This is a genomic window from Neorhizobium sp. AL 9.2.2 (assembly GCF_013317225.1).
In the GTDB taxonomy this organism is placed as follows: domain Bacteria; phylum Pseudomonadota; class Alphaproteobacteria; order Rhizobiales; family Rhizobiaceae; genus Neorhizobium; species Neorhizobium soli.
In genome coordinates this window covers 667,888-683,240 of record NZ_JAALXU010000001.1, presented here as the reverse complement: position 1 = coordinate 683,240, position 15,353 = coordinate 667,888, and the positions used below count along the sequence as shown (strand labels likewise).

Sequence of the window (15,353 nt, the reverse complement as noted above, 5' to 3'; positions counted from 1 at the left end):
GGATATCATTCCTGCGTTGCGGACTACTGATGACAGATATATGGTTTTCGGGAAACCGCAGACCTTCAGAGTAGACACCGTGAAGAGAACATTCTTTATCAAAGCTGTCTGGGATGAAGAAGCCAGGGTCTTCTATTCGGAGAGCGACATCGAGGGCCTTCATATCGAGGCGCCCGACGTGGATTCTTTTGAAGACGTCATCTTCGATGCAGCCATCGATCTCATCGTTGCCAATCATATATCCGCAGAGGATCTGGCACAGACGCCGGTGAAGGACCTCATCCCGGCAATTCTCTGGCAACGGCCCGCCGAGATGACGGCGGCCGCCTGATGGTGGACGGTTTTTACAAGACCGTCCGCTCGATCATTTCAGAACTCGGCTATGTTTACCTGACGAATGCCAAGGGCTCTCACGAAAAGTGGCAATCGAAGGCGACGGGGAAGATAATTCTCGTACCCCGCACTCTTCTCAGCCGCCACACAGCGAATGCCATTCTGAAAGACGCCGGGTCGGACAGGCGCCTCTAAAGCCTAAAACGCGATCTTCATGTCCAGTTCGCCGAGCGGCTTTACGCCTGAAAGCAGTGCCCTCGCCTCTTCCTCGTCGTTTTTCATCTGCGCGACCAAGGGGTCGAGGCCGTCGAATTTGAGTTCGGGGCGCAGGTAGCCGAAGAAGGAGACCGAGCTGATCTCGCCGTAGAGGTTTCCGGAGAAATCGAACAGATAGGTTTCGAGAAGCGGTGCGCCGTCGTCCGTCACCGTCGGGCGGCGGCCGTAGCTTGCGACGCCGTCATTCAGCGTGCCGTCGGCTCGTCTGAAGCGCACGGCGTAGATGCCGGGCTTGAGTTCCGTTTCAGGGGCAAGCTTCATGTTCGCGGTGGGATAGCCGAGCTGTCGGCCAAGCTGTTCGCCGCCGATCACTTCCGCCTCGACCGTGTAGCGATAGCCGAGCAGGCCTGCGGCAGCCACAACGTCTCCTTCGGCGATCAGATCGCGGATGCGGCTCGACGAGACAACCTCTGCGTTTTCGTCGCGAAAGGCATCCACCAGCGACACCGTAAAGCCGTAACGATCACCGGAGCCCATCAGGAAAGCCGGTCCGCCCTCACGGCCCTTGCCGAAATGGAAGTCGAAACCGGTAACGACGGCGCTTGCGCCCAGCCAGTCGATCAGGATTGTCTTCACGAAATCTTCGGCCGAACGGGTCGCGAAGTCGCGGTCGAACGGATATTCGATCACCGAGCGAAAACCCATCGCTTCCAGCAGCCGTGCCTTGAGAGGCGCCGGCGTCAGCCGGAAGACGGGCTGGTCGGGCTTGAAGACGGTGCGCGGATGCGGCTCGAACGTCAGCACGAGCGCGGGCACGCCGCGGCTGGCGGCAAGCTCCAGCGCCCGATCGAGCACGCTGCGATGGCCTCGGTGGACGCCATCGAAATTGCCGATCGCGACGACGCCGCCCTTGAGGCTTTCGGGCAGCGGCTCCTTCATTTCGTTGCGGTGAAATACGGTCATGTCAGGTTCCGGATCAGGCGAGACGCGGCATCCAGAATTTCGGCGCCGCGTTCTCGCTTTTCAGCCATTCCTGCATGATTGCCTCGTCGGTTTCACCATCGACAGCATATTCCGCGATGTGAATGCCGGCACTGATATAAAGCAGGTCGAGGCCTTGCGAAAGCGCGCCACGAACATCGGTCGGCATGCCGTCGCCGATCGCGAGAACCCTCGCCTTGTCGACATCGCCGCGCTCCTGGCGGGCAATCGAGAGCGCCTCGTCGTAGATCGGCTTGTGCGGCTTGCCGGCGACGCGGACCTGGCCACCGAGCTGCTCGTAATAGGCGGCGACCGCACCGGCGCACGGAATGATCCGGTGACCGCGTTCGACCACCAGATCCGGGTTCGCGCAGATCATCGGCACGTCGCGGTTGATGAAGGTGGTCAGCATCTGGGTATAGTCTTCGGGCACTTCCTTCTCGTCGTCGAAGAAGCCGGTGCAGACGACGCAATCGGCGTCGGCTTCAGAAACGATCTCGATACCCAGTCCATCGAAGAAGTTGAGGTCGCGTTCAGGCCCCAGCAGAAACACCTTCTTCGGGCCTTCGGCGACCAGATGGCGGGTTACATCGCCTGAGGTGACGATCCGGTCGTAGCTGTCGTCCGGCACGCCGAGATGCTTCATCTGCTCGATAACGCCAGGTGCGGGGCGCGGCGAGTTAGTGATCAGCACGACAGTGGCGCCGGCTTCTCTGGCGGCGGCGAGCGCCGTGCAGGAATGCTGGAAGGCTTCGACACCGTTATGGACCACGCCCCAGACATCCGAAAGCACGACATCGTAGCCCTCGATCACGTCGTTCAAATTCTGGATGCGCTTTGCCATGTCAAAAGTTCCTGCCGGTTTTGCCTGCTCGATTAGGAGGCTGACATCGCAAACCGTCGGCGAGATTACAAGGGACAAGGCGGTGAAAGGCGCCGCTGCGAGGCAGAACCCGGCAAAACTTCATATTTTTGCAATGGTCCGATCCTCACTGGATCAGAACGATCTGGGCGAGAAAACCGGCCGCCGCGCTGATGGCGAGCACCGGCACCATGCCGAGCTTCAGGACGAACAGCATGACGGCGGAGGCTGCGAATAGCATCATCGCGACGGGATCGAGGCTGGACCAGACCGGGACGGAGAGGCCAAATCCGATGGGCGCGAAGAGATCGACGTGGCGAACTTCCTTGAACAGAACGTGCAGGCCGAACCAGATCGCGAGGTTGAGGATGACGCCGACGACCGCGGCGGTGATGGCAGACAGCGCGCCGGATAAAAGGCCGTTGCCGCGCAGGCGCTCGATCAGGGGCGCGCCCGCAAAGATGAAGACGAAGCTCGGCACGAAGGTTGCCCAGGCAACAAGCAGTCCGCCGACAATCCCGCCCGTGACGGGGCCGAGACCGGACGCTTCCCGGAAGCCGACGAGAAAGCCGACGAAGGACAGAACCAGCACGAGCGGGCCCGGCGTCGTTTCCGCAAGCGCCAGTCCGTCGAGCATCTCGCCCGGCTTCAGCCAGCCGTAATCGGCGACTGCGACCTGCGCCACATAGGCCAAAACCGCATAGGCGCCGCCGAAGGTGACCAGTGCCATCTTGGAGAAAAACGCGAACAGGCTTGAGAGGCTTTCCGGCGCATCGAAGGCCCAGAGCGCCAGAACAGGCGACTGCCAGACGAGGATCCAGAATACGAGCGTCGCGATCGTGCGGCCGACACCAAGTGTTTTCGCGCCGGGAGGACTGTCCTCTTTGGCGACGCTGTCTTGCGGTTGCTGCGCCCCTGCCCGCGTCATCAGATAGCCTGCGAGACCGGCCGCGAACACGACGAGCGGAAACGGCAGGCTGAAGAAGAACAGGGCGATGAAGGCAGCGGCCGCGACGCCACGCAGGAAGGTAGTTTTCAGCGTGCGGCGCCCGAGGCGGATCACGGCTTCCACCACGATTGCAAGGACCGCCGCCTTCAGGCCGAAGAACAGGCCGGCAAGCCATGTCGCATCCTGATAGAGGACGTAAGCTGCTGAGAGACCGAGAATGATGGCAAGGCCGGGAAGCACGAAAAGCAGGCCCGAAACGATACCGCCGCGCACGCCGAACAGCAGCCAGCCGATATAGGTTGCCAGTTGCTGCGCTTCCGGACCGGGCAGCAGCATGCAGTAGTTGAGGGCGTGCAGAAACCGCTCTTCCGAGAGCCAGCGTCTTTCTTCCACCAAAGTCTTGTGCATCATGCCGATCTGTCCGGCAGGCCCTCCGAAACTGAGAGCTCCGATCCGGGCAAACACGGCCACGAGCTCACGAAAGCTCGGCGCTGCGCCCGGGTTTTGGTCGTTAAGCGTATTCTGCATGGCCGCTCCCTGAGCCCTGAATTTTTCAAGCCCGTTCTTGACTCAGCTCGCAGCCATCCTTATTTCGGGTCTCGTTAGCACTCTCGATAGATGAGTGCTAAACGTCACTCCGCGGGTCCTTGAGACCCGTCCATGTCATTTGATCGAGGGATTAGACAATGACAAGCACCAATTTTCGCCCCCTGCACGACCGCGTTGTAGTCAAGCGCGTCGAGTCTGAAGAAAAGACCAAGGGCGGCATCATCATTCCCGATACCGCCAAGGAAAAGCCAGCTGAAGGCGAAATCATCGCCGTTGGTCCTGGCGCCCGCGACGAAAGCGGCAAGCAGGTTGCACTCGACGTCAAGGTCGGCGACCGCGTTCTGTTCGGCAAGTGGTCGGGCACCGAAGTCAAGCTCGATGGCGTCGACCTTCTGATCATGAAGGAAGCCGACATCATGGGCATCATCGGCTGATTTTAGCCGACTGCTCTTCTTCCAATATTTGCTGACACCCCTTTTCAGGAGTTCCCAACATGGCAGCTAAAGAAATCAAGTTTGGCCGCACCGCGCGCGAAAAGATGCTTCACGGCGTCGATATCCTCGCTGACGCAGTGAAGGTCACGCTCGGCCCAAAGGGTCGTAACGTCATCATCGACAAGTCCTTCGGCGCTCCGCGCATCACCAAGGACGGTGTTTCGGTCGCCAAGGAAATCGAACTTGAAGACAAGTTCGAAAACATGGGCGCCCAGATGGTCCGCGAAGTTGCTTCGAAGACCAACGACATCGCCGGCGACGGCACAACGACTGCTACCGTTCTTGCACAGGCCATCGTTCGCGAAGGCAACAAGGCAGTGGCCGCCGGCATGAACCCGATGGACCTGAAGCGCGGCATCGATCTCGCCGTTGCAGAAGTCGTCAAGGATCTCCAGGCCAACGCCAAGAAGATCTCGACTTCGGAAGAAGTTGCACAGGTCGGCACGATTTCGGCAAACGGCGACGCACAGGTCGGCCGTGACATTGCTGAAGCCATGCAGAAGGTCGGCAACGAAGGTGTTATCACCGTCGAAGAAGCCAAGACCGCTGAAACCGAACTCGAAGTCGTCGAAGGCATGCAGTTCGACCGCGGCTACCTGTCGCCTTACTTCGTGACCAACCCGGAAAAGATGGTCGCCGATCTCGACGACGCTTACATCCTTCTGCACGAAAAGAAGCTTTCGAACCTTCAGGCCATGCTGCCTGTTCTCGAAGCTGTCGTTCAGACCGGCAAGCCGCTCCTGATCATCGCTGAAGACGTCGAAGGCGAAGCTCTTGCAACGCTCGTCGTCAACAAGCTGCGTGGCGGCCTGAAGATTGCTGCCGTCAAGGCTCCTGGCTTCGGCGACCGCCGCAAGGCCATGCTGGAAGACATCGCCATCCTGACGGGCGGCACTGTCATCTCCGAAGACCTCGGCATCAAGCTCGAAACCGTAACGCTCGACATGCTCGGCCGTTCGAAGAAGGTCTCGATCACCAAGGAAAACACGACGATCGTCGACGGCGCCGGTCAGAAGACCGACATCGAAGGCCGCGTTGCACAGATCAAGGCACAGATCGAAGAAACTTCTTCGGACTACGACCGCGAAAAGCTGCAGGAACGTCTTGCCAAGCTCGCTGGCGGCGTTGCCGTCATCCGCGTCGGCGGCTCCACGGAGATCGAAGTCAAGGAACGCAAGGACCGCATCGACGACGCGCTCAACGCGACGCGCGCTGCCGTTCAGGAAGGCATCGTCCCAGGCGGCGGTACCGCACTCCTGCGCGCTTCGACCAAGATCACCTCCAAGGGCGCGAACGACGACCAGGAAGCCGGCATCAACATCGTCCGCAAGGCGCTGCAGTCGCTGGTTCGCCAGATCGCAACCAACGCTGGTGACGAAGCTTCGATCGTTGTCGGCAAGATCCTCGACGGCGACAGCGACAACTTCGGCTACAACGCCCAGACGTCGGAATATGGCGACATGATCGCCATGGGTATCGTCGACCCGGTCAAGGTCGTTCGCACGGCTCTGCAGAACGCAGCTTCGGTTGCTTCGCTGCTGATCACCACCGAAGCCATGATTGCCGAACTTCCTAAGAAGGAATCGGCTGGCGGCGGCATGGGCGGCGGCGGCATGGGCGGCATGGGCGGAATGGACATGATGTGATCAGGCCGTAAGGTCTGCACATCTGATCCTTCAGGTTCAGTGTTTCGGAAAGGGCGTCGGGCAACCGGCGCCCTTTCTGCTATTGAGGCATACGGCATGCATAGCATTTCCCCCTCTGAACTTACCGAACGACAAGGACTGATAATTTTTATTCGTATAAAATAGTAATTCGGCAGTGACGCTCTTCTAAGCAACTTCACATTAACTGCGCTTAATCAAACACCAACGCGCAGGTTGCCATGAAGCACGTATCTTTGATCGGTAAATTTCTGACGCTCATGTCGTTCTTCGGCATATTCGTCGTCGCAACTGCCTTCTACAGCAGCAACAGCATTCGAACGCTGGATAGCGAGTATGGCGGGCTTCTCCAGCAGGAAAGCCTGGCAACTTTGGCAATTGCACGCGCCAATCGCTACATGCAGACCGGGCACGCTGCCGCTGGCGACCTGCTTGTGTCGCGCACTGACGAAGAGAACGCGAGCAGTCTTGCGGCGTTTGAAAAAGCCAAATCCTCTTTTGGTGGCTGGATGGACAAGGCGATGGCGGCCCTTCCCGCTAATGCCAAGCTGGCGCCGATCAAGGCGGAAGGTTTGAGCGTTCTCAATGACGCTTGCGGCCCTGTGGTTCAGGCCGCAGCTCAGGCCACGGACGAGGCTGCCGTGCTGGCGTCTCAGGAAGCCTTCATGAGGGACTGCAAGCCGAAGTTTGCGGCCGTTACCGAAAAACTCACGGTGGTGACCGACGAAGTGATGACAGCTGCAAATCAGGAAAGCGAAAATCTCAGCGCCAGTGCGAAGACAACCATCTACGCCACTTTCGGCGCCGTTATCGGAGGTCTCGCCCTCGTGCTCGTCGCAGGCTTCTTCCTGATCCGTGCCTGGCTTGCACGACCCATCCAGCACTTGCAGCGCACGATGCTGACCCTTGCAAACGGGGATCTGTCGGCGCTGGTGGCCGGCGCGGACCGCCGCGACGAGGTCGGCAGCATGGCCAAGGCCTTGCAGGTGTTCAAGGACAATGCTCTGCGCAGCAAGGAAATGGAGCATGAAGCCGAGCTGAACCGTACGACCCAGGAAGCGGACCGTGTCCGCAACGCGGAGAGCGAACGCCAACGCAGCGAGGCGATGGCCGAGGCGACCAATGGTCTGGCGGAAGGCCTCAAGCGGCTCTCGGCCGGAGACCTCACCTTCCAGTTGGACCGGGCTTTCGCCGCAGACTTCGAAGGCTTGCGAGCGGATTTCAACGACTCGGTCGCCAAGCTGCGCGACACGCTCCACTCCGTCGCCAACGCCACCAACGCGATCGACGGCGGATCCCGCGAACTCAGCCAGAGCGCCGGCGACCTGTCGAAACGTACCGAACAGCAGGCCGCCTCGCTCGAAGAGACAGCTGCAGCGCTCGACCAGATCACGGCCAATGTCAGCACCTCCACCAGTCGCACGGAGGAAGCCCGGTCGATGGCGATCGAAGCCAATCAATCGGCTGCCCAGTCCGGCGCCGTCGTTGCAAAAGCGGTCGATGCGATGCAGCGGATCGAACAGTCTTCCTCGCAGATCTCCAACATCATCGGCGTGATCGACGAAATCGCCTTCCAGACCAACCTTCTCGCCCTCAATGCGGGCGTTGAGGCGGCGCGCGCCGGTGAAGCCGGCAAGGGCTTTGCGGTGGTTGCCCAGGAAGTGCGCGAGCTCGCGCAGCGCTCCGCGCAGGCGGCAAAGGAGATCAAGGACCTGATCCGGAACTCGGCGTCCGAAGTCAAGAATGGCGTCGAACTGGTGAGCGCCACAGGCACTGCGCTTCAGGTGATCCAGAATCATGTCGTGGCGATCAATTCGCAGCTCGATGCGATTGCCACGTCCGCAAAGGAACAGTCGGTCGGCCTGTCGGAAGTCAATGTCGCCGTCAACCAGATGGACCAGGTAACCCAGCAGAACGCCGCGATGGTGGAAGAAGCAACGGCGGCAAGCGCTGCGCTTGCCCAGGAAGCCCAGCGACTGCGCGAGCTCGTCGGTCGGTTCAACACCGAAGGCGACCGCGGGATGTCCGCATCGGTCCGCGTTGCCGATCACGCAACCGCCCGCGCCACCCCCTCGCCGGCACGCACCCTCGCCAAGAAGGTTGCGTCGGCCTTCGGTTCGCTAGCGCCAGCCGCCTCTAACTGGGAAGAGTTCTGATCGACCACATTGACGAACCGAAAGGGCGGTCTCCGGGCCGCCTTTTTTCGTTTCGCGCCCATAAAAAAACCGCCCGGCAGAGCCGGACGGTCGAGGGTCGTTGCAAGTGCCGCGCGGCTTAGTACATCGTGCGGCGGTTGTTGTTCTTGCGGTAGATGTTGCGCGACGCGTTGTTCTGGCGGCGCTCGATCTCGCGGCGCTCGCGCGGGGTGATTACGCCATCGCGGGCTGCGCGGTTCTGGGCGCGATCGATGCGGTTCTGCTGGCGAGCGATGTTGCGAAGCTCCTGCGGCGTCAGTTTGCCGGTGACGGCACCGCGGTAGATCCGGTTTTCCTGCCGGTTTTCGCGGCTTTCGCTGCGGTATGTCTGCGCAAAGCTCGGCACTGCAAATGCAGACGCCATGACGAGTGCGAGCGTGGTGATGGCGATCTTCTTCATATCTTCCTCCTAGTTCGAGGTCGAACTCAATGTGAGAACGACCCGATGGTAGGTGCCAAACGGTGAACCCCGGCTGAAGGTTGCGTTCACCTTCGCTTGCATATGCGGTTTTTTGCACATTCTAAAATGGCCTTGATCGTTCACTTTTATGAGACAAACAGTCTCCGATCGTTCATCTTTCGCGTTTGGCAGAAAGGGGTAATGTCCGGTTCAAGAATTCACACGCGGCGGGGAGAAAGATCCAGCGCCGCAACCCGGAGACTTCCCATGTCCAGCACCAACAACATCATCATTCTCGTCGCACGCATTCTTCTGTCGTTCATGTTCATCTTTGCCGGCTTCGGCAAGCTGGCCGATCCTGCAGGCACTGCCGGCATGATAGCAGGCGCCGGCATGCCGGCTGCAACCGCCCTTGCCTATCTCGCCGGCCTGTTCGAATTCGTTGCCGGTCTTGCCGTTCTCGTCGGCTTCCAGACCAAGATCGCCGGCTGGGCCATCGCCCTGTTCTGCATCTTCACCGGCGTGATGTTCCATTCGGGCACCGTTGCCGTTCCCGGCTGGCCGGATGCCGCTCTCGGCTGGATCAACACGCTGAACGGCATCATGCTGATGAAGAACGTGACCCTTGCCGGCGCCTACATCCTGCTCGCCACCTACGGCCCAGGTCTCTACTCGGTCGACGCTCGCCGCGGCAAGGTTGCAATCGCAGCCTAACCTCTAAAGCGTTCCCTGCCATGAAGGCCCGCCAGTCAACTGACTGGTGGGCTTTTTTTATTCTGGAATTGCTATGATGTCCGGCGGCGGATGTTCTTTGCCAGCCAGACGGTTGCGCCACCGCATTGCGGATCCTGGGCGACGCTCGCCACCACCTCGAAGCCGTTTCTCGTGAGGAGCGCTTCGTATTCCTCCGGTGACAGGCTGGCGTGGTAAAGCGGTTCACCGCCGAACTCCCCCATCGCCTCTCCTTCGAAATGGCCGGCGGTAAACATCAGCGCCGCACCGGGGCCAGCGAGTGCTGCAAAGCGCGGGAACATGGCGCGCTGGTCCTGCGGGTTGAGGTGGAAGAAGCTGTGCCAGGCGATGATGCCATCGAACTTGGTCGGCTGGTAGAACTTGCGCATGTCGGCAACGATCCAGGCGCGGCCCGGAAACCGTTCGCGGGCAAGCCCGATCAGCGTTTCCGACGTATCGACGCCGGTGAGGCGAAGATTGCGGCGGATCAGATCTGCCGCAATCGGTTCCGCTGCACCGCAGCCGAGATCGAGCACGTGACCGCGCGGCGGCATGGTGGCCGCAAACCTGTCGAGCCACGGTCGCTCGAACAGGGTCTTGCCGCGCAGCTTGTCGAAGGCAGCTGCGTGGCGTTCGTAGAGCCCGATGATATTGGCGTCTTCGCCGGCCATCAGAGCGCGTTGCGCACGGCATCGACGATATGCGCGATGCGCGGATCGCTCTCATGCGCGGATTTGCGTGCTCTCACGAGGCAGGCCTGCGACTTCAGGATGACGCCATCCGACAGGATCTTCAAGTGGTTGGCGCGCAGTGTCGAGCCGGTCGAGGTGATATCGACGATGATATCGGCCTGTCCCGCCGCCGGTGCGCCTTCCGTGGCGCCGAGGCTTTCGACGATGCGGTAAAGCTGAATGCCGTGCTGCGACGAGAAATGCTGCTGGGTGAGCCGCCAGTATTTCGTGGCGATCTGCAACCGCCGACCGTGGCGCGCGCGAAAATCGGCGGCGACATCGCCGAGATCGGCCATGGTATCGACGTCAAGCCAGATCTCCGGAACGGCGACGACCACATCCGCATGGCCGAAACCGAGGCGGGCGACGATCTCGACCTGCCTGTCTGCATCGACCAGGCCTTCGCGCACGAGATCCTCGCCGGTGACGCCGAAATCGACGGCGCCGGCGCCGAGTTCACGGGCGATCTCGGAGGCCGAGAGAAAGGCGATCTCGATATCCTCATGGCCTTCGACGCGACCGCGATAGGAGCGATCATTGCCGACGGCGACGATGGGAAGGCCGGCGCGCTCGAAGATTTCAGAGGCGTCGTCCTTCATGCGGCCCTTGGAGGGCAAAGCGATGGTAATGGTCATCAGCGCGCCCTCGCCTGTTCGATCCGGTCGAGCCACAGCGAGAAGCCGACAGCCGGAATGTCGTCGACGGCGCCGAGCAGCGTCAGCAGCCGATCGAAGCGACCGCCGCCGACCAGAACCGCGTCCGACCCCTTTTGCGTGACCTCGAAGACGAGGCCGGTGTAATAATCGAGCGGACGACCGAAGGCAGCGCGATAGGTGATGCGCGACGGGTCCATGCCGAGATCCTGAAGCGCTGCAACGCGGGCTTCGAATTCGGAAAGCGCGTGGCCGAACGACAGGCCTGCGGCATCTGCAAAACCGGCAAGGGCGGCGGCGGCTTCCGAAAGCGGCAGTTCCAGCGACAGGAACTCGCTGAGCAGAAGAAGTGCCGCGCCATCCAGCCGGGTTTCGGCCAGCGCCAGCTTTTCCGTCAGCCGGGCTGCGATCTCGCGCGGCGAGCGGCTGGCATTGGTGGAATAGCCGGTGTCCTGCATGGTCCGGTCGATATGGTCGATCAGCGCCGCCTCGTCCTTGCGCAAGAGATCGGCAAGTTCCGGCGACAGGCCTGCAACCGGATGCGGGGTGGCGAGCGTCAGCAGCAGTTGCTTCAGAAGCGCGGTATTGCCGAAGGCCTGGATCAGCCGCTTCTGCCAGCCGAGCGGCAGGCCGAGCGAGCGCACGACCGCTTCGAACACGGTCTGGTCGCCGAGCGTCACGGTGAGCGCGCGGCCTGGAAGCAGGCTCGCGATGATTTCGACGGCATCGGTGACGGCACGGGCATCGGCGCTCGCGACGTTCTTTTCGCCCAGATCCTCGATGCCGGCCTGGTAGAATTCGTTGTCCCCGTCACGACGCTGGCGAAACACTTCGCCGAGATAGCAATAGCGCCGCGGCGTGCCGGTGGCGGTTTCGATGTGGCGCAGGCAGACGGGAATGGTGAATTCCGGCCGCAGACACAGGCTTTCGCCGCGCTCGCTTTCAGTGAGGAAGATGCGACGGCGCAGATCCTCGCCGGCCATGTCGAGAAACGGTGCTGCCGGCTGGATCACCGGCGTATCGATGCGGGCCGCACCGCGACCGGCAAATTCATCGAGAAGGCGACCGGAGAATTCCGGCATGTTGATCAGCGGCATGGGACGACTCCTGCGATGGAGGAGAAAGTCCCCCTCTGGGCTGCCGCCCATCTCCCCCACAAGGGGGGAGAAAACTCGGGGCGGTCGCCGATCTCACCAGCGAGGCGCAGCGGGACATCCGACGCCGGCGTTACGCACCAACGCGCTCCCTCCCCCTTGTGGGGAGGGTTGGGGAGGGGAAAAGCCACCGTCACAGACATCATTCGCCCTTCGCCCGCCTGCGGTCTTCGGCCTGGGCTGCCAGGATTTCCTGCACCTTGGTGACGAGATCGGTTTCTGCGACCGTATCCTGGGCGACGCGGGCTTCGCGCCATTCGGCATTGTCGGTGATCTCGCCGGAGAGGCGCTTGCCCTCGAACAGGTCCTTCAGCTGCACGACACCCTCGGCGCGCTCGTCGCCGCCCTGGATGATGGCGATCGGGCAGCCTCTGCGGTCGGCATATTTCAGCTGGTTGCCGAATTTCTTCCAGTTGCCCTGGTACATTTCAGCGCGAATGCCGGCTTGGCGGAGATCCTGCGTGAATTTTTGGTAGCGTCCCATGCTCTCGACATCACCATCCATGACGGTGACGAGGACGGGTGCGACCACCTCATCCTGGCCGAGCTTGCCAAGGTTCTTCAGCGCCGTCAGCAGCCGCGAGACGCCGATGGAGAAACCGGTGGCCGGCACCGGCTGGCCCATGAAGCGCGACACGAGACCATCATAACGACCACCGCCGCCGACCGAGCCGAAGACGACCTTTTCGCCTTTTTCGTTGGTGACGTCGAAGGTGAGCTCGGCTTCGTAAACAGGACCGGTGTAGTATTCGAGGCCGCGGACGACGGAGGGGTCGATGCGGATGCGGTCCGGGCCGTAACCGGCGGCAAGGAACATCCTGGCCATGTTAAACAGCTCGTTGTTACCTTCTACAGCCGATGGGATAGAACTCATGTCTGCTCTCGCCAACGCGAAGACAGACTGGATCAGCCCCAATGCTGAAGCGGCCGGCTTACCAACCGTTTCAACAATATCTTGCACCCTATCTGCGGTAGTTTCCGAGGACTTTAGTGCATCATATTCTCCAACCGAAACTAGTCTAATTTCCGGCTTATTTGGATCATCAGTTGCAATGGCAACAGTCACGAATCCGTCAGGTTGCGGTAGGAATAGCGCAAGCAATGCTTGAATCTGATAATCAAGAAGCCCAGCACCCTTAGTGAAATCGCCACTCTCATCCTTGCGGCCTGCACCCAGCAACAGTGCAACGCCCTCAGGGCCGAACTTATCAAGCTTATCGATGGCGCGCAGCACGTTCAGCCGCTGGCCGGCCTTGTCGTCGCCGCCGAGGCCGATCGCCTCCATGACGCCATCCAAAACCTTGCGGTTGTTCACCCGGATCACGTAATCGCCGCGCTTGATGCCGAGCGCTTCCATCGTGTCGGCCATCATCATGCACATTTCGGCATCGGCCTGGACGCCGGGTGCGCCGACCGTATCGGCGTCGAACTGCATGAACTGGCGGAAGCGGCCGGGACCTGGCTTTTCGTTGCGGAACACGTAGCCGGCGCGGTAGGTGCGGAACGGCAGCTGGATCTCGTTGAAGTTTTCCGCGACATGGCGGGCGAGCGGCGCGGTCAGATCGTAGCGCAGCGACATCCACTGTTCGTCATCGTCCTGCAGCGAGAAGACGCCTTCGTTGGGACGGTCGCTGTCGGGCAGGAACTTGCCGAGCGCATCGGTATATTCAAACAGCGGCGTCTCGAGCGGATCGAAGCCGTAGCGTTCGTAGACCTCGCGGATTTTTCCGACCATCTCGTTGGTGGCGTGGATATCGGCGCTCGAACGATCGACAAAGCCGCGCGGCAGGCGGGCCTTCAGTTTCTGGGGCTTCTTTTGTTTGTCGCTCATGATCGATATTCCATTGCCTTCGGGCCTTCGGGAAAGGCCGGATTAGTGTGCGGTTTCTTAGAGGATGACAGCCGGAGCGGCAAGGGCGGCGGCTGGCGAACAGGCTAGAGCAGTGGTATATATTGCGCCACCACAGGGGTTACGGCCATGGACAAGCGCGTCACGATCGAAATCCCGGATGAAATGCTGAAGCTTGTCGAAGGTTACGCCGCAGAGGCCGGCTCTGCGCCGGACGTCTATATCCGAGACGTCATCGAGCAGCATCTTGAGAATATGTACGATATCGCAGCCGGGCAAGCCGCCATGGAACGTCTCCAAGCCGGTGAGAAAACCTACACCTGGGACGAGATGGAGCGCGAGCTTGGCCTGAATGCTTGACAGAACTGGGAGCCAGGCCTCTATCGCTCACCCATGATCCTCGAAGCGCTCCATTACACCGCGACCCTGCCGGTCACGCCAGCCGAATTCCGGCCGTTCATCCGGTCATCAGTCAATCTCTGGTCGCGTGCCAGACGTTGCGCCGACGCCTGGGCACCGCATGAGGAGAATTGCAAGACGTTCATTCGCGAGACTATCGCGGACATGAAGCAGCGGCGGACCGTCGTCGTGCTTGGCTCCGGTCTGTTGCGCGACGTGCCGATCGAGGATCTGGCGAAGGGTTTCGATACGGTCGTTCTGGTCGATCTGGTGCATCTCGCCTCCGTGCGGCTGCGGATGCTTGCGGGCAGATACCGGAATGTGCGGCTGATTTCGCGCAATCTCTCCGATCTCGACAAGGCACTTGCCGGCGACGTGCCGGAGCCTTTGGCGTTTCTGCGGCAGGTGCCGTATCTCGATCTCGTCGTCTCGGCCAACATCCTGTCTCAGATCGGCGTCGGTGCGAGGCGGCAGCTTGAGGAGATGAGGCACCCGGAGCCGGATGCCATCGTTGCCAAGCTTGTCAGCGCGCATCTGGACGGGATCTCCGCCCTGCCCTGCCGCCAGATCCTGTTGACCGATACCGCCTATAGAATTGTCGATCGGCAGGGAGAGGTTCTGGAGACAACGGATCTTCTGGCCGGCCTTACGCCGCCGCAGGCGGTCCGAGCCTGGTGCTGGCCGGTCGCGCCCTATGGCGAACTTGGCCGTGAGTATCAGGCTGTCCATGATGTGATCGCGCGGTAGCTTGATTTGCGCGAAGCTGCGTTTTAGCTTTGGTGCATGATGACACGCACGCTCCCCATCGCCGCCGCCGTTCTTGCCCTTTCCTTCAGCCTGGCCGTTGCGCAGGACATGAAGGGGCATGACCATTCCTCGACAAAGCCGCAGGGACAGACGGACACAAGCCCGTCTACGAAGGCCTACAAGGATGCGGCTGCAAAAATGCACAGCGACATGTCGCTGAACTATTCCGGCGATGCAGATGTCGATTTCGCGCGCGGCATGATCGCTCACCACCAAGGCGCGATCGATATGGCCAAGGTCGAGCTGGAACACGGCAAGGACCCTGACCTGCGCAAGCTGGCTGAAGAGATCATCAAGGCGCAGGAAAAGGAAATTGCCGAGATGCAGGCATGGCTGAAGGCGAAGGGACAGTAAGCTTCGAAGCTTGTCCAACGTCGCATCCTTC

At 60.9% G+C, this 15,353-nt stretch carries 16 protein-coding genes; 8 read left to right on the top strand and 8 right to left on the bottom strand.

The features are described from left to right. Window positions 1–40 precede the first annotated feature (40 nt). Window positions 41–331, top strand: coding sequence for a DUF1902 domain-containing protein (locus G6K99_RS03245; RefSeq protein WP_113109551.1), 291 nt, complete (start codon window positions 41–43; stop codon window positions 329–331). A gap of 200 nt (window positions 332–531) precedes the next feature. Here G6K99_RS03245 and G6K99_RS03240 read toward each other — a convergent pair whose 3' ends face one another. The 3 genes from G6K99_RS03240 to chrA form a co-directional block, all read right to left on the bottom strand. Continuing rightward, window positions 532–1,512 (bottom strand): bifunctional riboflavin kinase/FAD synthetase, encoded by a 981-nt coding sequence (locus G6K99_RS03240; RefSeq protein ID WP_174195697.1) that lies wholly within the window; start codon window positions 1,510–1,512, stop codon window positions 532–534. A 13-nt stretch (window positions 1,513–1,525) separates the two neighbouring features. Further along, the gene (locus G6K99_RS03235) at window positions 1,526–2,374 is read right to left on the bottom strand and encodes a TIGR01459 family HAD-type hydrolase (RefSeq protein ID WP_174195696.1); all 849 of its coding nucleotides are present in this window, start codon (window positions 2,372–2,374) and stop codon (window positions 1,526–1,528) included. A gap of 145 nt (window positions 2,375–2,519) precedes the next feature. Next, complete coding sequence (gene chrA / locus G6K99_RS03230; protein ID WP_174195695.1) at window positions 2,520–3,869, bottom strand: chromate efflux transporter; 1,350 nt, start codon at window positions 3,867–3,869, stop codon at window positions 2,520–2,522. A gap of 158 nt (window positions 3,870–4,027) precedes the next feature. Here chrA and groES point away from each other — a divergent pair, with 158 nt between their 5' ends. From groES to G6K99_RS03215, 3 genes are all read left to right on the top strand, one after another. After that, entirely contained in the window at window positions 4,028–4,324 is a 297-nt protein-coding gene (gene groES, locus G6K99_RS03225) for a co-chaperone GroES (RefSeq protein ID WP_062453716.1), read from the top strand. Between the two features lie 59 nt (window positions 4,325–4,383). Next, window positions 4,384–6,030 carry a chaperonin GroEL gene (groL, locus tag G6K99_RS03220; RefSeq protein ID WP_062453717.1) on the top strand — a complete coding sequence of 549 codons (1,647 nt, stop codon included), beginning with the start codon at window positions 4,384–4,386 and terminating at the stop codon, window positions 6,028–6,030. Window positions 6,031–6,269: 239 nt separating this feature from the next. Next, entirely contained in the window at window positions 6,270–8,204 is a 1,935-nt protein-coding gene (locus G6K99_RS03215; RefSeq protein ID WP_174195694.1) for a methyl-accepting chemotaxis protein, read from the top strand. Window positions 8,205–8,322: 118 nt separating this feature from the next. Here G6K99_RS03215 and G6K99_RS03210 read toward each other — a convergent pair whose 3' ends face one another. Beyond that, window positions 8,323–8,643 carry a hypothetical protein gene (locus tag G6K99_RS03210; protein ID WP_113165583.1) on the bottom strand — a complete coding sequence of 107 codons (321 nt, stop codon included), beginning with the start codon at window positions 8,641–8,643 and terminating at the stop codon, window positions 8,323–8,325. Between the two features lie 267 nt (window positions 8,644–8,910). On the opposite strand from G6K99_RS03210, the gene G6K99_RS03205 reads away from it, so the two are divergent. Beyond that, window positions 8,911–9,357 carry a DoxX family protein gene (locus G6K99_RS03205; RefSeq protein ID WP_062453720.1) on the top strand — a complete coding sequence of 149 codons (447 nt, stop codon included), beginning with the start codon at window positions 8,911–8,913 and terminating at the stop codon, window positions 9,355–9,357. A gap of 71 nt (window positions 9,358–9,428) precedes the next feature. On the opposite strand, the gene G6K99_RS03200 is transcribed toward G6K99_RS03205, so the two are convergent. The 4 genes from G6K99_RS03200 to hisS form a co-directional block, all read right to left on the bottom strand. Then, window positions 9,429–10,046 carry a class I SAM-dependent methyltransferase gene (locus tag G6K99_RS03200; RefSeq protein WP_174195693.1) on the bottom strand — a complete coding sequence of 206 codons (618 nt, stop codon included), beginning with the start codon at window positions 10,044–10,046 and terminating at the stop codon, window positions 9,429–9,431. Continuing rightward, complete coding sequence (hisG, locus tag G6K99_RS03195) at window positions 10,046–10,741, bottom strand: ATP phosphoribosyltransferase (protein WP_174195692.1); 696 nt, start codon at window positions 10,739–10,741, stop codon at window positions 10,046–10,048. The genes G6K99_RS03200 and hisG overlap by 1 nt, the downstream gene beginning before the upstream one ends. After that, window positions 10,741–11,856, bottom strand: a complete 1,116-nt coding sequence (locus G6K99_RS03190) for an ATP phosphoribosyltransferase regulatory subunit (RefSeq protein ID WP_174195691.1) — start codon at window positions 11,854–11,856, stop codon at window positions 10,741–10,743. Before G6K99_RS03190 ends, hisG begins: the two co-directional genes overlap by 1 nt. A gap of 199 nt (window positions 11,857–12,055) precedes the next feature. Then, window positions 12,056–13,744, bottom strand: coding sequence for a histidine--tRNA ligase (gene hisS, locus G6K99_RS03185; protein ID WP_174195690.1), 1,689 nt, complete (start codon window positions 13,742–13,744; stop codon window positions 12,056–12,058). A gap of 147 nt (window positions 13,745–13,891) precedes the next feature. On the opposite strand from hisS, the gene G6K99_RS03180 reads away from it, so the two are divergent. From G6K99_RS03180 to G6K99_RS03170, 3 genes are read left to right on the top strand one after another with little or no spacing between them, the layout of a single operon-like run. Continuing rightward, window positions 13,892–14,122, top strand: coding sequence for a DUF6290 family protein (locus G6K99_RS03180; protein ID WP_174195689.1), 231 nt, complete (start codon window positions 13,892–13,894; stop codon window positions 14,120–14,122). Between the two features lie 33 nt (window positions 14,123–14,155). Further along, a complete protein-coding gene (locus tag G6K99_RS03175) occupies window positions 14,156–14,908 on the top strand; it encodes a hypothetical protein (protein ID WP_174195688.1) in 753 nt (250 codons plus the stop codon). A 39-nt stretch (window positions 14,909–14,947) separates the two neighbouring features. Beyond that, entirely contained in the window at window positions 14,948–15,322 is a 375-nt protein-coding gene (locus G6K99_RS03170) for a DUF305 domain-containing protein (RefSeq protein WP_062580166.1), read from the top strand. Window positions 15,323–15,353 lie beyond the last annotated feature (31 nt).